A 25,323-nucleotide genomic window follows, 5' to 3' on the forward strand; every position below is an offset into this window, starting at 1 on the left:
GGGCGATGTCGCACAGTATCTTTAACCGCCGCTGGGCTGCCGTAATTCTGGAAGCGATAACCCGTCATGGCGTGCAGCATATCTGTATCGCACCGGGTTCCCGCTCCGCGCCGCTGACGCTGGAAGCGGCCGCCAGCCGGCTTTCCTGCCATACCCATTTTGATGAGCGCGGTCTTGGCTATCTGGCGCTGGGGCTGGCAAAAGCGTCTCGCCAGCCGGTCGCCATTCTGGTTACTTCCGGCACCGCCGTCGCTAACCTCTATCCGGCCATTATCGAAGCCAGCCTGACCGGCGAACGGCTGATTATTTTAAGCGCCGACCGCCCGCCAGAGCTGATTGGCTGCGGCGCTAACCAGGCTATCGTGCAGCCAGGCCTCTTTGCTTCCCACGTCAGTGGCGCATTAAATCTTCCTCGCCCCTCAGCGGATATCTCCGCGCGCTGGCTGGTTTCGGCTATTGACGCGCTGCTGCAACAGCATCCAGCTGGTGCCATACACATTAACTGTCCGTTCGCAGAACCTTTATACGGTGAGGAATCCCCGGCTTTTAAAGCGTGGCACGACGAGCTGGGAAACTGGTGGCATGAGGATACGCCGTGGCTGACGATGAGCGCCGCTACGCCTACGCCGTTTACCAGCAGCTGGCCACGCTGGCGGCAAAAGCGCGGGCTGGTAGTCGCCGGAAAACTCTCTGCGGAAGAGGGCGTGGCGCTAGCGAAATGGGCGGCGGAGCTGGGCTGGCCGCTCTTATCGGATATCCAGTCACACACCGGCACGCCTTTGCCCTGCGCCGAAGTCTGGCTGCGGGAAGCCCATGCGCAAAAAGCGCTGGCCAGCGCGCAAATCATCATTCAGTTTGGCGCACGGCTAACCGGAAAGCGGCTGGCTGGCTGGCTGGCAGCGTCGCAGCCCGAAGCTTACTGGCTGATCGATCCATTACCGGGCCATCTGGATCCAGCGCATCGTCGCAGCCAGCGGATGGTGGCTGAGACTGGCGCCTGGCTTGCGGCACATCCGGCCATCGCTCAGCCGGAATGGTCGCCTTCGCTGCAGGCGCTGGCCGAGGAAACACACCGGTCGCTGGCCTGCCGTCTGCAAGAGTTTGGCGAAGCACAGCTTGCCCGACGCTTACCGGAACTGTTACCGGAAAACGGTACGCTGTTTCTCGGCAACAGCCTGACCGTCAGGCTCGTCAATACCTTTGCCCGTTTACCGGCAGGTTATGCGGTTTATGCCAATCGCGGTGCCAGCGGCATTGACGGCCTGATTGCCACTGCTGCTGGCGTACAGCGCGGCAACGGTAAACCATTACTGGCAATAGTTGGTGATCTTTCGGCGCTTTATGATTTAAACAGCCTGGCTCTGCTACAGACGCCGCTGGTGCTGATTGTGGTGAATAACAGCGGCGGCCAGATTTTCTCGATGCTGCCGACGCCCGCAGCGGAGCGGGAAAAGTTTTTCACTATGCCGCCTCGGGTCAGTTTTGCCGCCGCCGCCATGGCGTTCGGTCTTGACTATCAACAGCCGCAGGGCTGGAGTGAGCTAAAGGAAGCAGTCGCGGCAGGCTGGCAACGTGATACGGCCACGCTAATTGAACTGAAAGTAGCGGGCGAGAGCGGCGCACAATGGCTGGCCGAGGCCGGGAAATGATCCTGCACGCGCGCTGGCAGGGCGCCCATGACAGCCGCAGGCCGGTGCTGGTCTGGCTGCATGGTTTTCTGGGAAATAGCGAGGAGTGGCGGCCGGTGCAGCGTTTTTTTCGCGACTGGCCGCAGTTAAGCATCGATTTACCGGGACACGGCGGTTCCAGCGCGCAGCCAGTCAGCGGATTCGATCGGCTTTCCCAACGGCTTAACGCCACGTTACAAAGCCATCGCATTAAGCGCTACTGGCTAATCGGCTATTCGCTGGGCGGTCGGATTGCCAGCTATCACGCCTGCCGTCATGCGGATTCGTCGCTGGCTGGCGTGATTGTCGAGGGCGCGCATCCGGGGCTGGCATCGGACGAGGCTAAAGCGGCCAGGTTAGCTTCGGATCGTGAATGGGCGCGGCTTTTTTGCCAGCAGCCCCTGCCTAAAACGCTGGCGCAGTGGTATCGCCAGCCGCTGTTCGCCGGGCTTAGCGAGCAGCAGCGCCAGCAGATGATTGCGCTGCGAGCCAACAACAACCCGCAAGCGCTGGCCGCCATGCTGTTAACAACGTCGCTTGCCGGGCAGCCCAATCTGTTGCCAGAGATCCGCCAGCTGAATCATTTCCACTATCTGTGCGGCGAGCATGACGATAAATTTCGGCAGCTTGCCGTGCAGGCTTCGTTACCTCTCACCCTCGTCCCGGCCGCTGGCCACAATGCCCATCACGCTAATCCGCAGGCTTTCGCGCGGCTTCTGGCGTGCAGGCTGGAAATACAGAAGGAAAAATAATGATCTATCCCGAGCTGGAAGAGCTGTATGCGCCCGCAGAATGGCAGGCCTGCGGCGACTACACCGATATTTACTACCATAAATCGCCGGACGGCATGGCCAGAATCACCATTAACCGGCCCGAGGTGCGCAATGCTTTTCGTCCGCAAACCGTCAAAGAGATGCTGCACGCGCTAAGCGATGCGCGCCATGATGAGCAAATCGGCGTCATTATTCTTACCGGCGCGGGCGATAAGGCCTTTTGTGCAGGCGGCGACCAAAAAATTCGGGGGGATTACGGCGGCTATCGTGATGACGCTGGCGTGCACCATCTCAACGTCCTGGATTTTCAGCGCCAGATCCGCACCTGTCCCAAACCGGTGGTGGCGATGGTCGCGGGCTATGCGGTCGGCGGCGGTCACGTTTTGCATCTGCTTTGTGATTTAACCATTGCGGCGGATAACGCGCAGTTTGGCCAGACCGGACCGAAGGTGGGCTCTTTTGACGGCGGCTGGGGCGCGGCCTATATGGCGCGGATTGTCGGCCAGAAAAAAGCGCGTGAAATCTGGTTTTTGTGCCGTATGTACAGTGCGCAGCAGGCGCTGGAAATGGGGCTGGTGAATACGGTCGTGCCGCTGGCGGAGCTGGAAAAAGAGACGGTGCGCTGGTGTCGGGAAATGTTGCAAAACAGCCCGATGGCGCTGCGCTGCCTGAAAGCGGCGCTCAATGCCGACTGCGACGGCCAGGCAGGTCTACAGGAGCTGGCCGGTAACGCCACCATGCTGTTCTATATGACGGAAGAGGGGCAGGAAGGGCGCAACGCCTTTAACCAGAAGCGCCCGCCGGATTTCAGCCAGTTTAAGCGGAATCCATAATGCGCCAGGCGACGCTTTTTAATTACAACATACTATTAGAAGCGGGAACGGTGCTGCGCGATCGGCGTATCAAATTGCGGCAGGGATTGCTGGTCAGGCTAAAAGAAAACGGCCGGGAAGGCTGGGGCGAGATCGCGCCGCTACCGGGTTTTAGCAGGGAAACCTTGCCAGAAGCGCAGAGCGAGGCAGTTCGCTGGCTGCAAAACTGGCAGGCCGATCCTGCCACGCAGACTCTGCCCACGCTGCCTTCCGTTGCTTTTGGCCTGAGCTGTGCGCTGGCGGAACTGGCAGATGTGCTGCCAGCGGAAGGCAATTTTAATAGCGCGACGCTGTGTACCGGCGATCCTGATGAACTCCTGCAACAGCTCGGCCGGCAAGAAAAGCCGACAGCAAAAATGAAGGTTGGCCTGTATGAAGCCGCTCGCGATGGCATGCTGGTCACGCTGCTGCTGGAAGCCGTGCCGGAGCTGACGCTGCGGCTGGATGCTAACCGCCAGTGGAGCCTGGCAAAGGCCCGGCAGTTCGCCAGTTTTGTACCTGAGCATCTTCGCTCGCGCATCGCCTTTATCGAAGAGCCTTGCCGGACGCAACAGGAATCAAGGCTCTTTACCCAGGAAACGGCTATGGCGCTTGCGTGGGATGAAAGCACGCGGGAAGTCGATTTTCAGCCCATGGCCGAGCCGCACTTACGCGCTATCGTCATTAAGCCGATGCTGCTTGGCAGCCTGACGAAAGTCGGGCTGCTGGTTAGCCAGGCAAACAAGGCGGGGCTAACCGTGGTTATCAGCTCTTCGCTGGAATCGAGCCTTGGTCTGACCCAGCTTGCGCGTCTGGCGAACTGGTTAACGCCAGGCGTCGTGCCGGGTCTGGATACGCTGTCGCTCATGCAGCAGCAGCTGGTGCGTGCCTGGCCCGGTTCAACTTTGCCGCTGGTAGCGGCGGATAATCTGGATAGCGTATGGCCGCACTGAACATCTGGCCGTGGCAGCGTTTTGCAGGTAAGCAACCCGCACTGAAAATCGGCGACAGGGCTTATAGCTGGGCGCAGCTTGCGCAGCAGATTGACGAGCTGGCGACGGGATTCCGTTTTCAGGGAGTACAAACGGGCTGCGGCGTGATGCTAAGGGCGCGTAATAGCGAGCTGGCGCTGTTGGCTTACCTTGCGCTACTACGCTGCGGCGCACGTTTATTGCCGCTTAATCCACAACTTCCTCTCTGCCAGCTGACGACTCTGCTGCCCGGGCTCAATATCGACTTTGCGCTGACGCTGGAGGGGGAAGCGCCCGCGACCGTTCCGGCGCTAAAAATGATGCCCAAAACCGGCCTGTTGCAGCACGCTTTTCAGGAAAGCGAGATTGCCACGTTAACGCTCACGTCCGGCTCGACGGCGTTGCCGAAAGCGGCCGCGCACAGCTTCAGCGCGCATCTTGCCAGCGCTCGCGGCGTCGTCACCTCGCTCAGGTTTACCGCTGACGACAGCTGGCTTCTGTCGCTGCCGCTGTACCATGTTTCCGGACAGGGCATTGTCTGGCGCTGGCTTTATAGCGGCGGCACGCTGGTGCTGACGGATGAAAAGCCGCTGCTGGCGGCGCTGGCTGACTGTACCTTCGCTTCGCTGGTGCCTACGCAGCTCTGGCGTTTGTTGCAGCAACCAGCACTGCCGCGAAATTTACGTAGCGTGCTGTTAGGCGGCGCGGCTATTCCCGAAACGTTAACCGCACAGGCAGAAGAGAAGGGCATTGCCTGCTGGTGTGGATACGGTATGACCGAAACGGCTTCGACCGTGGCGGCCAAAAGAGCGGATGGCCAGCCAGGCGTTGGGCGACCGCTTCCCGGCAATCAGATCCGGCTGGTAGGGGGAGAAATAGCGCTACGGTCGCAGGCACTGGCCTGCGGCTACTGGCAAAACGGTGATTTACTGTCGTTAACGGACAGCGAAGGCTGGTTTTACACTCGCGACGGCGGCGCGTGGTCAGAGGGAAATCTGCTGATTAAGGGCCGGCTTGATAACCTGTTTTTTTCGGCAGGGGAAGGGATCCAGCCAGAACAGATAGAAGCCATTTTGTTACAACATCCTGCCGTAGAGCAAGTTTTTATCGTGCCGCAGCATGATGAAGAGTACGGGCAGCGGCCGGTGGCGCTGGTGGCGTTAAAGGGCGCAACGATGGGGCAGCTGCAAGGCTGGGCTACTACGCGGCTGGCGGGTTTTCAGCGTCCGGTGCGCTGGCTTAGCCTGCCGGAAACGGATAACGGCGGCATTAAGCTTTCGCGCCGCTGGCTGGCCGAATGGGTAGCGCAGCAGCCGGTGGAAAAATAATGCCGGAACCTTCTCCGGCATATTTGCTACTGGTTCTCTGTTCTCAGCATAGTATTAATATTGAGCTTTTTACGGTACGGGCCTGCCGCGCTTCCTTCAGCGTATTAATACTGGCGGGCATTTCTCAGCATATCGTTATTACTTGGCTTCTCCGGGCGCCTTATTTCTGACCCGGGCACCTTATTTCTGACCCGGGCGCCTTATTTCTGACCCGGGCGCCTTATTTCTGACCCGGGCACCTTATTTCTGACCCGGGCGCCTTATTTCTAACCCGGGCACCTTATTTCTGACCCGGGCGCCTTAATTCTAACCCGGGCACCTTATTTCTAACGCGTTTCCTTCAGCGCTTTCTCCACGCCTGCACCATAGGCCGGATGCACCTGATAAAAAAGGGCGATCTGGCGCTGCTGAATAAACTCAGGGATCTGGCGCAGCTCACCAGCGATACGCTGAAACATGCGCTGGTGCTCTTCTTCACTCAGCAGGTTAAACAACGCGCGCGGCTGGGTGAAATAGTCATCATCCTCACGGTGGTTCCAGTGGTCGGCGGCGCCTTCCAGCGACAGCGGCGGCTCGCTAAAGTCCGGCTGTTCCTGAAACACGTTAAAGCTGTTTGGCTCATAGGTGGCACCGTTGCCGCTGTTGCCGTCCACGCGCATCGCGCCGTCGCGATGATAGTTATGGAACGGGCATTTTGGCGCATTAACCGGAATCTGGTGATGGTTAACGCCCAGGCGATAGCGATGCGCATCACCGTAAGAGAACAGGCGGCCTTGCAGCATCCGGTCGGGAGAAAAGCCAATGCCGGGCACCACGTTAGCCGGGCTCATCGCGACCTGCTCCACTTCCGCAAAGTAGTTATCCGGATTGCGGTTGAGTTCAAACTCACCCACTTCAATCAGCGGATAATCCGCATGCGGCCAGACTTTGGTCAGATCGAACGGGTTGTAAGGCGTTTCTGATGCTTGCGCTTCCGGCATAATTTGCACAAAGAATTTCCAGCGCGGAAAGTTACCCTGTTCGATAGAGTCAAACAAATCGCGCTGTGAGCTTTCGCGGTCGCGGCCAATCAGCTGCGCGGCTTCATCGTCCATCAGGTTCTGAATACCCTGTTCGCTACGCATATGGAACTTAACCCAAAAACGTTCCTGATTAGCGTTGATAAAGCTGTAGGTGTGGCTACCAAAGCCGTGGATATGGCGATAGGACGCAGGCAGGCCGCGATCGCTGAAATCGATAGTCAGCTGATGCAGCGACTCCGGAAGCTGTGAAAAAAAGTCCCATTTATAGGTCGGATTACGCAGGTTGGTACGCGGATCGCGCTTAACCACGTGGTTGAGATCGGGGAACTTCAGCGGATCGCGCAGATAAAACACCGGCGTATTGTTGCCGACCAGATCCCAGTTGCCTTCTTCCGTGTAAAACTTCAGCGAAAAGCCGCGGATATCGCGCTCGGCATCCGCGCCGCCGCGCTCGCCGGCAACGGTGGAAAAGCGCATAAACAGGTCAGTTTTTTTACCGACTTCGGCAAAAATTTTCGCGCGGCTGAAGCGGGTAATATCCTGGGTGACGGTAAACGTCCCGTAAGCGCCGGAGCCTTTGGCATGCATGCGGCGCTCCGGAATGACCTCACGGTCAAAGTGCGCCAGCTTCTCCAGAAACCAGACATCCTGTAACAGCATCGGGCCACGGCGTCCGGCCGTCATCACATTGTTATTGTGGGCGACGGGCGCGCCCGCTGCGGTAGTAAGTCCTTTTTTGCTCATAGTGGGATCTCTTCTTATCGACGGGTTTATCTTTTAAATTCTTTTATTCAATCGGCATCGCCTATAAATCCATTGTGCCCGCTCGCGCTTCGCTGCGGCAATCTGGCGTTAACTATCGCTGCCATTTGCCGGGCTGATAGCGGAATGCGATTGTAATTGTCGCTATTGCTTCATACAGTTAACTAAACCTGAACAATCTGGAGAAACACATGAGAGTGGAAATGCTTTCCACCGGCGATGAAGTGCTGCATGGACAAATAGTGGACACCAATGCGGCATGGCTTGCCGAACGGCTGTTTCAGGAAGGTCTGCCGATGACCAGTCGCCAGACCGTGGGCGACAGCATGCAGGAGCTGGTCAACGTGCTTGTTGAACGCAGTAAGGTTGCCGATGTGCTGATTGTTAACGGCGGCCTGGGGCCGACCAGCGACGATTTAAGCGCGGCGGCGGCGGCCAAAGCAGCAGGCGTTGGGCTGGTTATGCAGGAAGAATGGCTGGCGAAAATGGAGGCTTTCTTTGCCGGACGCGGACGTAAAATGGCCGACAGCAACCGCAAACAGGCAGAGATTCCGGCGGGCGCAGAGATGATCGACAATCCCATCGGCACGGCGTGCGGCTTTGCTATGGAACTTAACCGCTGCTGGATCTTCTTTACGCCAGGCGTGCCTTCTGAATACAAAATGATGGTTGAGCAGCAAATTCTGCCGCGAATGAAGGCTCGCTTCCCGGTTTCCGATCCGCCGGTTTGCCTGCGGCTAACCACTTTTGGCCGGGGCGAAAGCGATCTGGCTTCTGAAATTGAACCTTTACCGCTGCCGGAAGGCGTGGTGATGGGCTATCGCGCCTCTATGCCGATTATTGAGTTAAAGCTAAATGGCCCCGCGTCAAAGCTGCCTGAGATGAAGCAGTTTTGGCAGCAGGTACGCGATATCGCTGGCGAAAGTATTATTTTTGAAGGAACGGAAACGTTGCCTGCGCAGCTGGCGCGTCGTCTGAACGAGCAGCGTTACCGGCTGGCCGTTAGCGAACAGTTTACCGCCGGACTGGTGCAGTGGCAGCTGGCTTCTGTTGCCGCGCCGCTGGCGGCAGGGAACGTACTGCCGACGCAGAGTGAAAGCCTGGCTGAACTGGCGCAGCGCGCGCAGCAGCTGGCCTCAGGCAGTGACGCCACGCTGGCGCTGGTGGTGGGCGGCGAACAGGATAACCAGCTGGGCTTTGCTCTGCATACGCCGCAAGGCAGCTGGGGTCAGAAGGTGAGGTTCAACAACAGCCGTCACGGTCTGAAAGCGCGTCAGGATGTGGTTGCGATGATGGCGTTAAATATGCTCAGGCGCTGGCTCGACGGGCTGGATGTTGGCAGCGGTCACGGCTGGATTGACGTGGTGGATACGCTGGAAATAAAACCGGAAAGCTGAAGCCTGACTTTCTGTAATACCATAACGTCGCTTTAAGATGTTTTCAGGAAAAGGCTGAATGTTTATATATCGACAATCAGCCTTTATAACAAACCGCGCTTTTTTACTAAATGACTTTGCCAGCCTCAGGCAGAAATATCCTGGGCAAAAATATATTCCCCTGCAAAAGTTAATTAATATTTTATTGGTGCGCACTTCTCCATTTAACAGAATAATTTTGATTTATTCATAACGTCTCTCAGGAAACGTGCTTTCCTGTAAAAAAAGTTGTTTTTATATTTTTGTTGTGTCACATTTTTAGCGGCTTAGAAGCGAGCGATCGTTTTTAGTGCGCTTATTTATTTCAAGCTTAATAGCAAAAGGAATTTGTCTTGGTTGATAATTTTACAACAGGTATTTCTGTTAAACATGAATATACCAATTATATTACCTGGTCTGGAGAAACAAAAGGCGACCACATCCTGACTTTTACGCCAAAAAATGCGGAAGAGGTGGTCAAGGTTGTTAACTGGGCAAAAGAAAACGCGTATTGCGTCAGGCCTGTAGGCGGAAGCTTTAACTGGTCGCAGCTTATTATCGAAAATGGGGAAAACAACAGCAAAGTCCTGCTCCTGGACTTAAAGAAAAACTTTACCTCTGTTTCGATTGAAAAGCGCGGTGACTACGGCATCGTGACGGCCCAGCCCGGCATCACGATGTTAAACCTGATGACCAAACTGGAGAAGCAGAAGCTGGGCTTTTACGCCGTGCCCGGTATGGGGGAAATGACGCTGGGCGGTATTTGTGCTATTGGAGGACACGGAACCTGTCTTCCGGCTAAAGGCGAAACGCTGCAACAGGGCGGCACCTATGGTTCCGTCTGCAACAGCATTCTGGCCTTGACGGCCGTAGTGTGGAACGACGAGAAGAAAAGCTACGAGCTCAAAACCTTCACGCGCGAAGATAAAGAGATTTCAGCTTTCCTGGTTCATGTTGGCCGGGCGTTAATTACAGAGGTTACCTTGCAGGTTCCTCGCAACCGCCGCCTGCGCTGCCAGAGTTTTATGAATTTAACGCCGGAGGTGTTATTTGCTGACAGCGACACCAGCCCCAACAGATATATCGATTTTCTGGATAAAAGCGGCAGGGCGGAAGTTATCTTGTTTCCTTTCGTCGACAAAGCCTGGCTTAAGGTCTGGACGATAACGGACTCTTATCCCACTACCGCAAAGCCCGTGCATCAACCTTTTAATTATCCTTTCTGCGATAAAATCCCGTCCCAGGTTTCAGATTTTGTTAAAAGCATATTTAGCAATCATCAGGAAGTCACGCCCGCGCTCTGCCAGAAGCTTAACGAAATTGTGCAGGTTGGCCTGGGGGCGTCCATTTCCGGCGATCTGTGGGGATGGAGCAAAGATCTCCTGCTGTATGTAAAACCCAGCACGCTGCGGATAACGGCCAATGGCTATGCCATCGTGACCAAAAGAGAGAATATACAGAAAGTCCTTAACGAGTTTTACAGTAAATATAAAGAGATGCTCACCAGCTATCAGAATGCCAATTCGTTCCCGATTAATTGTCCGATTGAGATCCGCGTGACCGGATTAGATAACGCGGAAGAGACCGGTATAGCCAACGCCGCGACGGCTTCCTTATCCGCGAACCGTCCTGACAGCCTTCATCCTGAATGGGATGTGGCAATCTGGCTTGATGTCCTGACAATGCCAGGCACGCCGGATGCCAATAAGTTTATGAAGGAGCTGGAGGCGTGGCTCTTCGAACATTATACCGGCGACTATGCGGTCAGGGTCGAATGGAGCAAAGGCTGGGGTTACAGCGAAACCAGCGCCTGGGGAAATGACGATTTTATCAAAACAAACATTCCTGCCAGCTTGCCGGATGATGAGTATGGCTGGCACTACGCCTTAAAAACGCTCAGCAAATATGATCCTCACCATCTGTTCTCGTCACCTCTTATCAAAAAGATATTTCAAGAAAAATAACTACGGATGCGGTTTAACCTGAATATAAGGAGATTTATGATGAAAGAGTTAGGCTTTAGTGAGATGGATCAGGTAGCGGGCGCTTCTTTTTCTGGCATCACAACATACATCGGCAACGCGATTATTGATGCCGTTATGATTAGCAACGATATTTTCAATATGTCAGTGGTTTATTCGGTTGGGCGATTCTTTGATTCCGTTGGGTTTGGCAGTTTTCACTATACCCTGGATTCCTGGGGCTATTCCCTGTCTAAACTGGTGGCAGGTATAGGGACAGCGCTGGGCGGCGACGATAGCCGTATAGCCTATCATTTCGATGAAGAGTGGGGTGCCTGATACTATCTGTAATAACCCTCTGTAGTGCTGAGGGTTATTTTACTCTGACGAAACAGCGTTAAAGCTCCAGCTCAATATCACCTTCTGCCTTACAGCAGCACGGCAGAATTTCACCATCCTTAATAAACGCCAGCGGCTGTGATGAATAGCTGACCTGTCCTTGCAGCAGACCAATCCGGCAGGAGCCGCAATAGCCTTCACGGCACTGGTATTCCACGCAAACCTGGTGAAATTCAAGCGCGTCCAGCAGGGAGCGATGTTCATTATGACAGTGCAGCTGCGTGCCGGAAGCACGCAGTTTAATAATTGGGCCGGTCATGCTTAGAGCTGGAAGTCGTCGAAGTCGTTTTCGCCCACTTCGGAGTCGATCTGACCCACCAGGTAAGAGCTAACCTCTACTTCCTGCGGCGCAACCTGCACGTTGTCAGAAACCAGCCAGGAGTTGATCCACGGAATTGGGTTAGAACGGGTCTTAAACGGCAGCTCCAGCCCAACCGCATTCATGCGGATATTGGTGATGTACTCAATGTACTGGCAAAGAATATCTTTGTTCAGACCGATCATTGAGCCGTCGCGGAACAGATATTCCGCCCACTCTTTTTCCTGCTGCGCCGCCAGCACAAACAGGTCGTAACACTCCTGCTGGCACTCTTTAGCGATCTCAGCCATTTCCGGATCGTCTTCACCGCTGCGTAACAGGTTCAGCATATGCTGCGTGCCGGTCAGATGCAGCGCTTCGTCGCGGGCGATCAGCTTGATAATCTTCGCGTTGCCTTCCATCAGCTCGCGTTCTGCAAAAGCAAAAGAACAGGCGAAGCTAACATAAAAGCGGATGGCTTCCAGCGCGTTTACGCTCATCAGGCAGACGTAAAGCTGCTTTTTCAGCGCCCGCAGATTAACGGTAACGGTTTTGCCGTTAACCTGATGCGTGCCTTCACCCAGCAGATGCCAGTAGTTGGTCATTTCAATCAGGTCGTCGTAGTAACCCGAAATATCTTTGGCGCGCGACAGAATCTGCTCGTTGGTCACGATATCGTCAAACACAATCGCCGGGTCGTTGACGATATTGCGAATGATATGGGTATAGGAGCGCGAGTGGATAGTTTCGGAAAACGCCCAGGTTTCTACCCAGGTTTCCAGCTCGGGAATCGAAATCAGCGGCAGCAGCGCAACGTTTGGACTGCGGCCCTGAATAGAGTCCAGCAGCGTTTGATACTTCAGGTTGCTGATAAAAATGTGCTTTTCGTGATCCGGCAAGCCCTGGTAGTCGATACGGTCGCGCGACACGTCCACTTCTTCCGGACGCCAGAAAAAGGAGAGCTGCTTTTCAATCAGCTTTTCAAAAATACCGTATTTTTGCTGATCGTAGCGGGCGACGTTAACCGGCTGGCCGAAAAACATCGGTTCGTTCAGCTGATCGTTTTTATTTTGCGAGAACGTGGTGTAAGCCATGTCATTATCCAGTGAAGAAGGGCAGAGAAAACCCGGCCCGACAGAAAATCAGGGGGCGATAGTCGCCCCGCTATGGTTAAATTTTGCAGGCGCCGCTTTCACAGCCGTCATCCTGAATGGATGGCGCCAGATCGTCCTGGGCATCTTCTGCACCGTCACGGGTGTTCTGGTAGTACAGCGTTTTCACGCCGAACTTATAGGCGGTCAGCAGATCTTTCAGCAGCTGTTTCATCGGCACGCGACCGTTAGCAAAGCGCGTCGGGTCATAGTTGGTGTTCGATGAAATGGCCTGGTCGATAAACTTCTGCATCAGGCCAACCAGCTGTAAATAGCCGTCGTTGTTTGGCATATCCCACAGCAGCTCATACTGGTCTTTCAGGCGCTCATATTCCGGCACTACCTGACGCAGAATGCCGTCTTTCGACGCTTTAATGCTGATGTGGCCGCGCGGTGGCTCGATGCCGTTAGTCGCATTAGAAATCTGCGAAGAGGTTTCTGACGGCATCAGTGCAGAAAGCGTGGAGTTGCGCAGGCCGTGCGTTTTGATCTCTTCGCGCAGCGCTTCCCAGTCCAGATGCAGCGGCTCGTTGCTGATGGCATCCAGGTCTTTCTTATAGGTATCGATCGGCAGAATGCCCTGCGCGTAGGTGGTTTCGTTGAACCACGGGCACGCACCTTGCTCTTTCGCCAGGTCGTTAGAAGCCTTCAGCAAGTAGTACTGAATCGCTTCAAAAGTTTTGTGCGTCAGGTTGTTGGCGCTGCCGTCCGAGTAGCGTACGCCGTGCTTCGCCAGATAGTAAGCGAAGTTAATTACGCCGATACCCAGAGTACGACGGCCCATTGCGCCGCGTTTTGCCGCAGGAATCGGGTAATCCTGGTAGTCCAGCAGCGCGTCCAGCGCACGTACGGCCAGCGTTGCCAGCTCTTGCAGATCGTCCAGGCTTTCAATAGCGCCCAGGTTAAACGCCGACAGCGTACACAGCGCGATTTCGCCGTTTTCGTCATTAACGTCCATCAGCGGTTTGGTCGGCAGCGCGATTTCCAGGCAGAGGTTAGACTGGCGAACCGGCGCGATAGCAGGATCGAACGGGCTATGCGTGTTGCAGTGGTCAACGTTCTGAATGTAGATACGGCCGGTAGAGGCACGTTCCTGCATCATCAGCGAGAACAGGTCAACGGCTTTTACACGCTGCTTGCGAATGCTGTCGTCTTTTTCATATTTGGTGTACAGGCGCTCAAACTCTTCCTGATCGGCAAAGAAAGCGTCATACAGGCCCGGCACGTCGGACGGGCTGAACAGGGTGATCTCTTCGCCTTTCAGCAGACGCGTATACATCAGCTTGTTCAGCTGCACGCCATAGTCCATATGACGCACGCGGTTGCCTTCCACGCCACGGTTGTTTTTCAGCACCAGCAGGCTTTCAACTTCCAGATGCCACATTGGGTAGAACAACGTGGCCGCACCGCCGCGCACGCCGCCTTGCGAACAGGATTTCACCGCGGTCTGGAAATGCTTGTAAAAAGGAATACAGCCGGTGTGGAAAGCTTCCCCGCCGCGGATCGGGCTGCCCAGCGCACGGATGCGGCCAGCGTTGATGCCGATACCGGCGCGCTGTGAAACGTACTTCACAATCGCGCTGGATGTCGCGTTGATCGAGTCCAGGCTGTCGCCGCACTCGATCAGCACGCAAGAGCTGAACTGGCGAGTTGGCGTACGCACGCCGGACATGATTGGCGTCGGCAGTGAAATTTTAAAGGTGGAGATGGCGTCATAAAAACGCTTCACGTAATCCAGACGCGTTTCACGCGGATAGCCGGAGAACAAACAGGCGGCCACCAGAATATAGAGGAACTGCGCGCTTTCGTAGATATCGCCGCTGACGCGGTTCTGTACCAGATACTTACCTTCCAGCTGTTTTACGGCAGCATAAGAGAAGTTCATATCGCGCCAGTGGTCGATAAAGCCGTCCATCAGCTCGAACTCTTCTGCGCTGTAATCTTCCAGCAGGTGACGGTCATATTTGCCCAGGTCCACCATGCGCTTCACCTGATCGTAAAGCTTAGGCGGTTCAAACTGGCCGTATGCTTTTTTACGCAGATGGAAGATTGCCAGGCGGGCGGCCATATACTGATAGTCCGGCGCATCGCGCGAGATCAGGTCAGCAGCGGATTTGATGATCGTTTCATGAATATCAGAGGTCTTGATACCTTCATAAAACTGGATATGAGAACGCAGCTCAACCTGTGAGACGGAAACGTTTTGCAGTCCTTCTGCAGCCCAGTCAAGTACGCGGTGGATTTTATCCAGATTGATGCGTTCGGTGCGGCCATCGCGTTTAGTGACAAGCAGGCTCTGATTCATGTGGCGTTTTTATCCTGTCCGTGAGATCGAAAGTATCCCCCGTTTATGCACAGACTGCTCGGGTGTGAGTAACTCTGTGGATAAACACTATATATAGGGGGTAAGGGAAGTATTGATAACAATATGGTGGTTATTTTAGTAAGTTCTGCGATCTTAACAAGCCTTGACGAAGCGGCAATTTTACTGATCCAGAGCTGGCGGTTTTCCTAAGTCCGCGTTTCTCAAGGCTCCACGTCCTTGTCAACATGCTGGAAAAAAAATTCAAAAAATAGCTGAACGCGGCTTTATTGCTCAGCAGTGAAACCCCGCCGTTTTTTTTGGCGAAAAAGTATACTTCAGATCGCCAGATGCACCAGGCAAACAGCGACTTAAGAAAGACGAAATACTTATAAAGATGAAATAAGAGAAAAGAAGGGGAAGCACCTTACCGGGAGCGCTGCGGCGATTTTTCGTCCGGGAAAGCCTATGTCAGGGAGGTGCTGCGGCAGGGGAGCTTGCCCACTGTACCGCAATGGTTGTTACCCGGTACGTTTACCGCAGGGTAAAAGGGAAGCTTTCGTCAAGGTGACAGAAGATTTTTAATTAACGCGGATATAAAAATCCCATGATTGGTCAAAAATACGCTAGTTTGGTATAAAATCAACTTTTGCTTGATGGAAGTTATACCTTTCTCATTTTTCCTTACTTTTCTCTGGAAAACCTTAAGCCAAATCTGTTAATTAACTATGGCAATGGTATCATTAACCCGAAATAAGTATATGATTATATCAGGAAACTAATTGTAACGCATACGCATAAAGCATCGCTTTTTGAGAAAGGATGATCTTTATTGAGAAGTTACTTTTATAAGGCGATTGCAATCGGAAAACAATTTAAAAGGACAGTAGTAAAATAGTATCGCATTAATAATGTCTCACAAAAAGAAGGTTTTGTTAAAATGTTCCTGGGGGTGTGAAAATAGTTTGAGTCGCCCCATCAATGCACAATATCAATACTAATGATGAAATAGTGCATCTTGATGGCTGTTACTTTACTTTATGAGAAGATATGCCTGTAAGCATTGCGATGGAAATATTCAGTTTTCTGATAGATGGAAATAAAGAGCCTGACCGGCTAAGTTCTATAAAATGGAGGTAAGCTATTATGTCATGGATTTACAATGTAATGAGTAAAAGCTTTTATCTGAATGGTAAGTTTCAATTTAACGCAATGTATGCTGGTGCGCCGGGTTATAAAGATGATGTAAAATTTGAATGTATAAAAAACAAAGGTCCTTTACCTCGAGGGAAGTATCGTATAACAGGCCCTATAGCGACACATCCTACTGCTGGTCGCTATGTCCTCCGATTAATCCCTTATAAAGGAAATAATATGTGTGGACGTGATGGATTCTTAATTCACGGCGGTAATGGTAAAGGTACAGCATCTAATGGCTGTATTGTTTTGCAGCCAAAGTACAGAGAAAAAATCATACAAAGTGGCGATTCGGAGCTAATTGTACTATGAGATACGTTTTTATCATCCTTACTATTATGCTAACCAGTTCTTGCTCATCACCCCCTTCAAAAACCGTTGAAGACAAGCTTTATGAAAAAGTCTTAATCGCAATAAATAAAAATGATAGGGATGATTTATCTGAACCAGATTTTGATGCCATCTCAGCATATCTGGCAAAAGGGAAATCACGATGGCTGTCACTTTACCCTCAATTAGGCCGTGAACCATTTTCAGGGATGGCCTCCTTTCAGGAAGGTCTGGACATATCGATGGCCTATGCCTTGCCTGAAAATACAACCGCAACACTGAAGTTGGTCAATAAGGAGAATATTGGCAAGGTTTGTGGAATTCCCTTCATCGAGCCAACGAAAAAGGAAGTGGATGATTACTATTCAAAAGCACTAAAGGCATTAGAATCTTCTGTCGATGACAATCAACGGAGACAAGCCTGCATAGCAGAGCTTAATTCTTCTTTTTTACAATTAAATAATCAGCTGTAGCAGGTATCAGGATACTAATCCTTACCTCGAGAAATCGCACCATTGCGGAAAAAACAGTCTCAGACTGAAGTTATAAAACTTCCCTTAAGAACAGCGTTCTTAAGGGAAACAAAATCATTCGGCAGGCGAGTGCGTGTGCACCATATAGTTAACGTCTACGCCAGGCGCCAGCTTAAACTTATTGGTCAGCGGATTATAATGCAGGCCAATCATATGGCGTTCGCGCAGCTGCGTTTCATCAACCCAGTTCAGCAGCTCGCCGGGGCGGATAAATTTCTTAATGTCGTGCGTGCCGCGCGGCACCATGCGCAATACGTATTCTGCACCGATGACCGCCATCAGCCAGGATTTGCTGTTGCGGTTGAGCGTAGAGAAAAAGACCTCGCCGCCTGGCTTAACCAGTCTGGCGCAGGCATGCACTACGGAGCGCGGATCCGGCACGTGCTCCAGCATCTCCATACAGGTCACCACGTCATACTGACCGGCAAACTGCTCGGCATGCTCTTCTACCGTTTGCTGCACATACTCTACTTTTACGCCGCTTTCGAGCGCGTGCAGCCGGGCAATCTCCAGCGGTTCCGCACCCATATCCAGGCCGGTGACTTCTGCGCCTTCACGCGCCATGCTCTCGGCCAGAATGCCGCCGCCGCAGCCGACGTCCAGTACCTTTTTGCCAAACAGGCCGTTACTGTGCTGAGCAATATAGCCAAGGCGCAGCGGGTTAATACGGTGAAGCGGCTTGAATTCGCCTTCCAGATCCCACCAGCGTGATGCAACCGCCTCGAATTTAGCAATTTCCTGATGATCCACGTTAGCCGTGGCGCTGTTTTGCTCTGCCTTCATTGTTTTCTGACTCCCTACAGGTTTGGCTTCAGTATACATCTTTCCATGCGGTGAAGGGCAGCGAGCCGTCAATGGCAGAAAAGCGCGCGATTAAAGCGCCGGAAACGATGCTTTCCATTCACCACCAGGCCGAAAGGTGGTATACTTTCGCACCTTTGAATCCGGGTATATTTTAGAAGGAAAGAGCCTGAATGAGTGACCTGGCCAGAGAAATCACACCGGTTAATATTGAAGAAGAGTTAAAAAACTCTTACCTCGATTACGCCATGTCGGTCATTGTTGGCCGTGCATTGCCAGATGTTCGCGATGGCCTGAAACCAGTACACCGTCGTGTACTCTATGCCATGAACGTGCTGGGCAATGACTGGAACAAACCTTATAAAAAGTCCGCCCGTGTTGTCGGCGACGTTATCGGTAAATACCACCCTCACGGCGACACCGCCGTTTATGACACCATTGTCCGTATGGCGCAGCCGTTCTCGCTGCGCTATATGCTGGTAGATGGCCAGGGTAACTTTGGTTCCGTTGACGGCGACTCCGCCGCCGCGATGCGTTATACCGAAGTGCGCATGTCCAAAATCGCCCACGAGCTGCTCTCCGATCTGGAAAAAGAGACCGTTGACTTTGTGCCTAACTACGACGGCACCGAGCAGATCCCGGAAGTCATGCCGACGAAAATCCCGAACCTGCTGGTGAACGGCTCTTCGGGCATCGCGGTAGGGATGGCGACCAATATTCCGCCGCACAACCTGACGGAAGTGATCAACGGCTGCCTGGCCTACATCGAAGATGAAAACATCAGCATTGAAGGGCTGATGGAACACATTCCGGGGCCAGACTTCCCGACAGCCGCCATTATCAACGGCCGTCGCGGTATTGAAGAGGCGTATCGCACCGGGCGCGGCAAAATTTACATCCGCGCGCGTGGCGAAGTCGAAGTCGATGCGAAAACCGGCCGTGAAACCATCATCATTCACGAGATTCCCTATCAGGTGAACAAGGCTCGCCTGATCGAGAAGATGGCGGAGCTGGTTAAAGAGAAGCGTCTGGAAGGGATCAGCGCGCTGCGTGACGAATCAGATAAAGATGGTATGCGCATCGTTATCGAGGTTAAACGCGACGCGGTTGGTGAAGTGGTGCTGAACAACCTCTACTCGCTGACCCAGCTGCAAACCTCTTTCGGCATCAATATGGTGGCGCTGCATCAGGGCCAGCCAAAGATTATGCCGCTGAAGGATATTCTGGAAGCCTTCGTGCGCCACCGTCGTGAAGTGGTGACGCGCCGCACTATCTTTGAACTGCGTAAAGCACGTGACCGCGCGCATATCCTCGAAGCGCTGGCGATAGCGCTGGCTAACATCGATCCGATTATCGAGCTGATCCGCCGTGCGCCAACGCCAGCGGAAGCGAAAGCGGGCCTGGTCGCGCAGCCGTGGGCGCTGGGTAACGTTTCCGCCATGCTGGAGCGTGCCGGTGACAACGCCGCGCGTCCGGAATGGCTGGAAGACGAGTTCGGTATTCGTGACGGCCAGTACTACCTGACCGAGCAGCAGGCTCAGGCTATCCTGGATCTGCGTCTGCAAAAGCTGACCGGTCTGGAGCATGAAAAGCTGCTGGACGAGTACAAAGAGCTGCTGGAGCAGATTGCCGAGCTGATTCATATTCTGGAAAGCGCCGAGCGCCTGATGGAAGTGATCCGCGAGGAGCTGGAGCTGGTTCGCGATCAGTTCGGCGACAAGCGCCGTACCGAAATCACCGCCAACAGCGCCGATATCAATATCGAAGATCTGATCAACCAGGAAGACGTTGTTGTTACGCTGTCTCATCAGGGCTACGTGAAGTACCAGCCTCTGACGGATTACGAAGCGCAGCGTCGCGGCGGCAAAGGCAAATCGGCAGCACGCATCAAAGAAGAAGACTTCATCGATCGTCTGCTGGTGGCCAATACCCACGACACGATCCTCTGTTTCTCGAGCCGTGGCCGTCTCTACTGGATGAAGGTTTACCAGCTGCCGGAAGCGAGCCGTGGCGCGCGTGGACGTCCTATCGTCAACCTGCTGCCGCTGGAAGCTAACGAACGCATCACCGCAATCCTGCCGGTGCGTGAATATGCTGAAGGCTGGAATATCTTTATGGCGACCGCCAGCGGCACCGTGAAGAAAACCGCGCTGACCGAGTTTAGCCGTCCGCGCAGCGCCGGTATCATCGCCGTCAACCTGCGTGAAGATGATGAGCTGATTGGCGTGTCGCTGACTAACGGTAGCGACGAAGCCATGCTGTTCTCTGCAGCGGGTAAAGTGGTGCGCTTTGCAGAAAGCGCGGTGCGTGCCATGGGCCGTACGGCTTCAGGCGTACGCGGTATCAAGCTGGCCGAAGGCGATCGCGTCGTGTCGCTGATCGTGCCGCGTGACGAGGGTGCCATCCTGACGGTTACGCAGAACGGTTACGGTAAACGTACCGCCAACAGCGAATACCCGACCAAGTCTCGTGCTACCCAGGGCGTTATTTCGATCAAGGTGACCGATCGTAACGGTCCGGTCATTGGCGCGGTACAGGTTGTCGACAGCGATCAGATTATGATGATCACCGACGCTGGTACTCTGGTTCGCACGCGCGTTTCTGAGGTCAGCGTGGTAGGGCGTAACACCCAGGGTGTTATCCTGATCCGCACCGCTGAAGATGAAAACGTGGTGGGCCTGCAGCGCGTAGCTGAACCGGTAGCGGAAGAAGAGCTGGACGCTATCGACGGCAGCGTGGCGGAGGGCGACGACGATATCGCGCCGGAAGTCATTGAGGACGATGCGCCAGAAAACGACGAAGAAGAATAAATTCGTTGGTTGTGCGCCTGAAAAGCCGGTTCCCTGAACCGGCTTTTTTTATGTGCTTTTTTCGTAGCCACGGCGGCAGGTAATAAACTGGAAGCCGCTACGCAATATTGATAGCAAAACCTGACGATAAATCAGGGGAATGATATACAGACGGGGCACGTAAAGGAGGTGCCTATGCAAATCAGGATTGCACGTTATTTTGCATTGCCAGGCAAAGCGGAGCGCTATCTGGTTACGGTCCAGAAGCGGGACGGCAGAAGCCGGGCCTATATGGTTGAAATTAATCCGCTGCATTCGGCCATGCACTTTCTGTTTACCGGGCAGTGGTCGCAGTATTACGTTGAGAACTTTGCCTGGATGGTGAGCTTCTACCCGCATGAAAGGTTACTGTTTCCGGGGAGCAAAGGCCGTTTTAAAGCGGACAGCGCGATGGGATTCAATCGTAAGGAACTGAACAAGCTGCTGGTTCAGGGCATTGGCGCAGTCATTGTCGACTTCTCGCGGCATCGTCAGCCCATGATGCTGACCGCGGTGGCTATCCGGAAAAATCTGGGCAGGCTGTACCATCGCCTTTTTCTGCGGCACGCCAGAGCAGCGGGCTATTTTTATCATCAAAGCTATGCGCAGGAGGCGCTCTATGTCATCGAAAAACAGTGGAAAAACACCGAGTCCGCAAAAACCGTCAGGCAGGCCGTCCAGAGACGAAATTGTCGCCCTGGCACTCGGCTGTATGTGTGAAAATGCGGAAAAGCTGGCCCGGCAGGTCCGTCAGAACGGCGGGACCGGCGGATACATCTGCCTGAATCGGCGCGGTTCGGAAAAATCTTAAGCGAAGAGGCTATTTTAAGCATAAAACCGTCCTTTAAACCGACAGGTAACTGGCTTTTTTAGCCCTGTGGCGGTACTGTAGCGGGATCGAAATTGTCATCAGACCAGTCGCTACTGTAGGTTCCGCTTGAAATACTTAGTCTCGTTCAGAACAACGTTAAGGATCTCCCGTTACCTGTTCCGGGCATTAGCACTGATGCTCTGGACATTGGGCGCGCTGCTGACCACGTTTTACATCATTAACGTTCTGCATGAAAAAGAAACCCAGGTTCGCCAGGAGTTTAATACGGATTTCGAGCAGGCGCAGTGGTACATTCGGCATTCCGCTGACGTTACGCGCGAGCTGAAGTACATTGCGGAAAATCGCCTCAACGCTTCGGCCAACGGCCTGGACGTGCTGAACGGCGTTTTTACCGGCAAAACCACGCCGCCGCAGTTTTATCCGCTTTACTCGGACTCGGACTGTAGCGCCATGAGCGGCACCTGGCGTAATTCGCTGGAATCGCTCAGCTATTTCCTTCATTACTGGAAGACGAACTTTGCCTCTGCCTACGAGCTTAACCGCGTATTTTTTATCGGTGGGAAAAGCCTGTGTCTGGCGGACTTTGGCATAGGTAATGCCTCCAGCCGTGAACGCGCGCTAAAGTCGCTGCACGAACGCGTGCTTAAGTATCGCAACGGCAATGACGAAGAGCGGAAAAACAGCTTTTTCTGGGTGGCCTCCACGGGGCAGCCGGGCTCAGGCTATTACTACATGGTGACGCCTGTTTATACGGGGAGCAAAATGACCGCGCTGCTGGGCATTGAGCAAATCATCCGGCTGGACGAATTTATTATTCCCGGCAGCTTCCCGGTTAATACCACGCTGCTGGATGCTAATGGCCAGCGCGTTCTCTCCTCTTCATCGACCGGCAGCCGCATTTCGCTTGACGATTTGCCTGATGACAGTAACTGGTTTGGCTATATCAACGGCTATAAGCAGCTGGTAATGAAGAAAAAGCTGACGCCGTCCACGCTCAGCGTTGTCTATTCGGTACAGACCGACGAGATGGTTGAAAAGCTAAAAATGCTGATCATCAACTCGATTCTACTGAACGTAATCAGCGCTATTATCCTGTTTTCGCTGGCCTGGCTGTTTGAACGGCGCATGTTTTTACCGGCGGAAGACAACGCTCATCGGCTGGAAGAGCACGAGCAGTTCAACCGTAAAATCGTGGCTTCCGCGCCGGTAGGTATCTGTATCTTACGCACCAGCGACGGCACTAACATTCTGAGTAACGAGCTGGCGCATAACTACCTCAGCATGCTGACGCAGGAAGACAGGCAGCGGCTGACGGAGATTATCTGCGGCCAGCAGGTCAATTTTGTTGATGTGCTGACCGGCAGCAATACCAACCTGCAAATCAGCTTTGTGCATTCACGCTATCGCAATGAAAACGTGGCGATTTGCGTACTGGTCGACGTCAGCGCCCGCGTTAAAATGGAAGAGTCGCTGCAGGAGATGGCGCAGGCGGCCGAGCAGGCGAGCCAGTCGAAGTCGATGTTCCTGGCCACCGTCAGCCACGAGCTGCGTACGCCGCTGTATGGCATTATCGGCAACCTGGATCTGCTGCAAACCCGCGCGCTGCCTAAAGGCGTCGAGTCGCTGGTGACGGCAATGAATAACTCTTCGAGCCTGCTGCTAAAAATTATCAGCGATATTCTCGACTTCTCTAAAATTGAGTCCGAGCAGCTGCGTATTGAACCGCGTGAGTTTGCACCGCGTGAGGTAATCACGCATATCGCCTCTAACTATCTGGCGATGGTAGTGAAGAAGCGGCTGACGCTCTGGTGCTTTATCAACAGCGACGTGCCGGTGACGCTGGAAGGCGATCCTATTCGTTTACAGCAGGTCATTTCAAACCTGCTCAATAACGCGATTAAATTTACCCATACCGGCGGCATTATTCTCCAGGCCTGGGTTAAAGATGGCTATCTGGCTTTTCGCGTGCGCGACACCGGGGTAGGCATTCCGGCAAAAGAGATTACTCGTCTGTTCGATCCTTTCTTCCAGGTGGGCAGCGGCGTTCAGCGCAATTTCCAGGGAACCGGGCTGGGCCTGGCAATCTGCGAAAAGCTTATCAACATGATGGATGGCGATATTGAGGTGGATTCCGAGCCCGGGATGGGCAGCCAGTTTATCGTGCGCATTCCGCTCTATAACAGCAAGGTGAAAAAGCCGTTACGCCACGATGGCCTGCAGGGGAAAAAATGCTGGCTGGAGCTGCGCAACGAGGAGCTGGCCAGCTTCCTTGTAAAGCTGCTGGATGAGCATGGCCTGATCGTTGAACGTTTGCAGGAGCAAAGCCGCTGCGAAGCGGATGACGTTATCGTCACGGATTACGATTTTACTACTCAGCAGCCGCACCGCGCGACGATTCGCTTTGACGGTAGCCATAACGACGGCCCGCAGGAGCTGTCTACGGGGCGCTGGGTATACGGCACCACGACGCCGCACGAGCTGCCCGCGCTGCTGGGAAGGATCTATCGCGTTGAGGTAGAAATGCCGAATGCGCCATCGGGGCTGCCGGAAACGGAAGAGAAAAGCGTCAGCAACGAAGATATTCTTATCCTGGTGGTGGATGACCATCCTATTAACCGCATGCTGCTTTCCGATCAGCTTGGCTCGCTGGGTTACAGGGTCAAAACCGCACAGGATGGCGTAGACGCGTTGAACGTGTTGAGCCGTAACGACATTGATATCGTCCTGACCGACGTAAATATGCCGAATATGGACGGCTATCGCCTTGCACAGCGGCTGCGCCAGCTGGGGCTGACCTTCCCGGTGGTGGGCGTCACGGCTAACGCGCTGGCAGAAGAGAAGCAGCGCTGTATGGAAGCGGGCATGGATAACTGTCTGTCGAAGCCGGTGACGCTGGATACGCTACAGCAAACGCTGGCGTTCTATGCCGAGCGGGTGAGAAAAGGGCGGGAAGGATAACTGTCTGTCGAAGCCGGTGACGCTGAATACGCTACAGCAAACGCTGGCGTTCTATGCCGGGCGGGTGAGAAAAGGGCGGGAGGGATAACTGTCTGTCGAAGCCGGTGACGCTGAATACGCTACAGCAAACGCTGGCGTTCTACGCCGAGCGGGTGAGAAAAGGGCGGGAAGGATAACGGTTATCTGCCCGTTGTAATCCGCTTTGAGGGCAGAGTAACGCCCATAAAAAAACGGGCCTGACGCGATGTCAGGCCCGTTGTCGATCGGCCGCAGGGGCAACCGCGCGTTTGCTTAGTCCTTGTCTACCGGCATGGTGCTGACGGAAGAGAGGTAGTTCAGCAGCGCAATATCGTTGTCCACGCCCAGCTTCATCATCGCTGACTTCTTCTGGCTACTGATGGTTTTGATGCTGCGGTTTAACTTCTTGGCGATTTCAGTTACCAGGAAGCCTTCAGCGAACAGACGCAGTACTTCACTTTCCTTTGGTGAAAGGCGCTTGTCGCCGTAGCCGCCAGCGCTGATTTTCTCCAGCAGCTTAGCCACGCTTTCCGGCGTGTATTTTTTCCCTTTTTGCAGTGCGGCCAGCGCTTTTGGCAAATCGGTTGGCGCGCCTTGCTTCAGCACGATCCCCTCAATGTCCAGATCCAGCACGGCGCTGAGGATTGCCGGGTTATTGTTCATGGTCAGAACGATAATTGACAGGTCCGGATAGTGGCGCTTGATATATTTGATTAGCGTAATGCCGTCGCCATACTTTTCGCCCGGCATTGACAGATCGGTAATCAGAACGTTGGCGTCCAGTTTGGAGAGACTGTTGATTAATGCTGTGGAATCTTCGAACTCACCGACAACATTGACCCCATTCAATCTGTTCGAGTGACTTACGAATGCCGAACAGAACAATAGGATGGTCGTCGGCAATAATTACATTCAGGTTGTTCATA

At 53.8% G+C, this 25,323-nt stretch carries 18 protein-coding genes and 1 pseudogene; 13 read left to right on the forward strand and 6 right to left on the reverse strand.

Going from position 1 to position 25,323, the window contains the following annotated elements; translation table 11 throughout:
• Positions 1 to 5 precede the first annotated feature (5 nt).
• Genes menD through menE form a run of 5 tightly spaced genes read left to right on the forward strand, consistent with a single transcriptional unit; the run spans position 6 to position 5,590 of the window.
• Positions 6 to 1,649, forward strand: coding sequence for a 2-succinyl-5-enolpyruvyl-6-hydroxy-3-cyclohexene-1-carboxylic-acid synthase (menD, locus tag ACMGGR_RS05925; protein WP_414148382.1), 1,644 nt, complete (start codon positions 6 to 8; stop codon positions 1,647 to 1,649).
• Positions 1,646 to 2,419: a 2-succinyl-6-hydroxy-2,4-cyclohexadiene-1-carboxylate synthase gene (gene menH, locus ACMGGR_RS05930; RefSeq protein ID WP_414148916.1), complete on the forward strand. Its 774-nt coding sequence runs from the start codon at positions 1,646 to 1,648 to the stop codon at positions 2,417 to 2,419. The genes menD and menH overlap by 4 nt, the downstream gene beginning before the upstream one ends.
• Positions 2,419 to 3,273 (forward strand): 1,4-dihydroxy-2-naphthoyl-CoA synthase, encoded by an 855-nt coding sequence (gene menB, locus ACMGGR_RS05935; protein ID WP_246757947.1) that lies wholly within the window; start codon positions 2,419 to 2,421, stop codon positions 3,271 to 3,273. Before menH ends, menB begins: the two co-directional genes overlap by 1 nt.
• Positions 3,273 to 4,244, forward strand: coding sequence for an o-succinylbenzoate synthase (menC, locus tag ACMGGR_RS05940; RefSeq protein WP_414148383.1), 972 nt, complete (start codon positions 3,273 to 3,275; stop codon positions 4,242 to 4,244). Before menB ends, menC begins: the two co-directional genes overlap by 1 nt.
• The gene (gene menE, locus ACMGGR_RS05945) at positions 4,232 to 5,590 is read left to right on the forward strand and encodes an o-succinylbenzoate--CoA ligase (protein ID WP_414148384.1); all 1,359 of its coding nucleotides are present in this window, start codon (positions 4,232 to 4,234) and stop codon (positions 5,588 to 5,590) included. The genes menC and menE overlap by 13 nt, the downstream gene beginning before the upstream one ends.
• A 326-nt stretch (positions 5,591 to 5,916) precedes the next feature.
• On the opposite strand, the gene ACMGGR_RS05950 is transcribed toward menE, so the two are convergent.
• The gene (locus ACMGGR_RS05950) at positions 5,917 to 7,356 is read right to left on the reverse strand and encodes a catalase (protein WP_246757944.1); all 1,440 of its coding nucleotides are present in this window, start codon (positions 7,354 to 7,356) and stop codon (positions 5,917 to 5,919) included.
• A 209-nt stretch (positions 7,357 to 7,565) separates the two neighbouring features.
• On the opposite strand from ACMGGR_RS05950, the gene ACMGGR_RS05955 reads away from it, so the two are divergent.
• The 3 genes from ACMGGR_RS05955 to ACMGGR_RS05965 all read left to right on the forward strand — a co-directional run bounded on the left by ACMGGR_RS05955 (position 7,566) and on the right by ACMGGR_RS05965 (position 11,089).
• Complete coding sequence (locus ACMGGR_RS05955) at positions 7,566 to 8,771, forward strand: nicotinamide mononucleotide deamidase-related protein YfaY (protein WP_414148385.1); 1,206 nt, start codon at positions 7,566 to 7,568, stop codon at positions 8,769 to 8,771.
• A gap of 371 nt (positions 8,772 to 9,142) precedes the next feature.
• Complete coding sequence (locus tag ACMGGR_RS05960; RefSeq protein WP_414148386.1) at positions 9,143 to 10,753, forward strand: cholesterol oxidase substrate-binding domain-containing protein; 1,611 nt, start codon at positions 9,143 to 9,145, stop codon at positions 10,751 to 10,753.
• Between the two features lie 36 nt (positions 10,754 to 10,789).
• Positions 10,790 to 11,089 (forward strand): hypothetical protein, encoded by a 300-nt coding sequence (locus ACMGGR_RS05965; protein WP_246757941.1) that lies wholly within the window; start codon positions 10,790 to 10,792, stop codon positions 11,087 to 11,089.
• A 58-nt stretch (positions 11,090 to 11,147) separates the two neighbouring features.
• Here ACMGGR_RS05965 and yfaE read toward each other — a convergent pair whose 3' ends face one another.
• The 3 genes from yfaE to nrdA all read right to left on the reverse strand — a co-directional run bounded on the left by yfaE (position 11,148) and on the right by nrdA (position 14,903).
• A complete protein-coding gene (gene yfaE / locus ACMGGR_RS05970) occupies positions 11,148 to 11,408 on the reverse strand; it encodes a class I ribonucleotide reductase maintenance protein YfaE (protein ID WP_246757940.1) in 261 nt (86 codons plus the stop codon).
• A gap of 2 nt (positions 11,409 to 11,410) precedes the next feature.
• Positions 11,411 to 12,541 carry a class Ia ribonucleoside-diphosphate reductase subunit beta gene (nrdB, locus tag ACMGGR_RS05975; protein WP_246757939.1) on the reverse strand — a complete coding sequence of 377 codons (1,131 nt, stop codon included), beginning with the start codon at positions 12,539 to 12,541 and terminating at the stop codon, positions 11,411 to 11,413.
• Positions 12,542 to 12,617: 76 nt separating this feature from the next.
• Complete coding sequence (nrdA, locus tag ACMGGR_RS05980) at positions 12,618 to 14,903, reverse strand: class 1a ribonucleoside-diphosphate reductase subunit alpha (protein WP_246757938.1); 2,286 nt, start codon at positions 14,901 to 14,903, stop codon at positions 12,618 to 12,620.
• Between the two features lie 1,143 nt (positions 14,904 to 16,046).
• On the opposite strand from nrdA, the gene ACMGGR_RS05985 reads away from it, so the two are divergent.
• Both ACMGGR_RS05985 and ACMGGR_RS05990 read left to right on the forward strand, forming a co-directional pair.
• Positions 16,047 to 16,409, forward strand: coding sequence for a tlde1 domain-containing protein (locus ACMGGR_RS05985; protein ID WP_414148387.1), 363 nt, complete (start codon positions 16,047 to 16,049; stop codon positions 16,407 to 16,409).
• Complete coding sequence (locus ACMGGR_RS05990; RefSeq protein ID WP_414148388.1) at positions 16,406 to 16,900, forward strand: hypothetical protein; 495 nt, start codon at positions 16,406 to 16,408, stop codon at positions 16,898 to 16,900. Before ACMGGR_RS05985 ends, ACMGGR_RS05990 begins: the two co-directional genes overlap by 4 nt.
• Before the next feature lie 114 nt (positions 16,901 to 17,014).
• On the opposite strand, the gene ubiG is transcribed toward ACMGGR_RS05990, so the two are convergent.
• Positions 17,015 to 17,743 carry a bifunctional 2-polyprenyl-6-hydroxyphenol methylase/3-demethylubiquinol 3-O-methyltransferase UbiG gene (ubiG, locus tag ACMGGR_RS05995; protein ID WP_246757936.1) on the reverse strand — a complete coding sequence of 243 codons (729 nt, stop codon included), beginning with the start codon at positions 17,741 to 17,743 and terminating at the stop codon, positions 17,015 to 17,017.
• 191 nt (positions 17,744 to 17,934) lie between these two features.
• On the opposite strand from ubiG, the gene gyrA reads away from it, so the two are divergent.
• The 3 genes from gyrA (at position 17,935) to rcsC (ending at position 24,379) form a co-directional block, all read left to right on the forward strand.
• Positions 17,935 to 20,571 (forward strand): DNA topoisomerase (ATP-hydrolyzing) subunit A, encoded by a 2,637-nt coding sequence (gene gyrA, locus ACMGGR_RS06000; RefSeq protein WP_246757935.1) that lies wholly within the window; start codon positions 17,935 to 17,937, stop codon positions 20,569 to 20,571.
• A 174-nt stretch (positions 20,572 to 20,745) separates the two neighbouring features.
• Positions 20,746 to 21,309, forward strand: a complete 564-nt coding sequence (locus ACMGGR_RS06005) for a hypothetical protein (protein WP_414148389.1) — start codon at positions 20,746 to 20,748, stop codon at positions 21,307 to 21,309.
• Between the two features lie 217 nt (positions 21,310 to 21,526).
• On the forward strand, positions 21,527 to 24,379 hold the full coding sequence (rcsC, locus tag ACMGGR_RS06010) for a two-component system sensor histidine kinase RcsC (protein ID WP_414148390.1): 2,853 nt from the start codon (positions 21,527 to 21,529) through the stop codon (positions 24,377 to 24,379).
• A gap of 291 nt (positions 24,380 to 24,670) precedes the next feature.
• Here the strand turns inward: rcsC and rcsB are convergent.
• Positions 24,671 to 25,322 (reverse strand): annotated as a pseudogene (gene rcsB, locus ACMGGR_RS06015) (response regulator transcription factor RcsB).
• Between the last annotated feature and the right edge of the window lies 1 nt (position 25,323).

Origin of the sequence: Erwinia sp. BNK-24-b (genome assembly GCF_047456155.1) — a bacterium.
In the GTDB taxonomy this organism is placed as follows: domain Bacteria; phylum Pseudomonadota; class Gammaproteobacteria; order Enterobacterales; family Enterobacteriaceae; genus Erwinia; species Erwinia phyllosphaerae.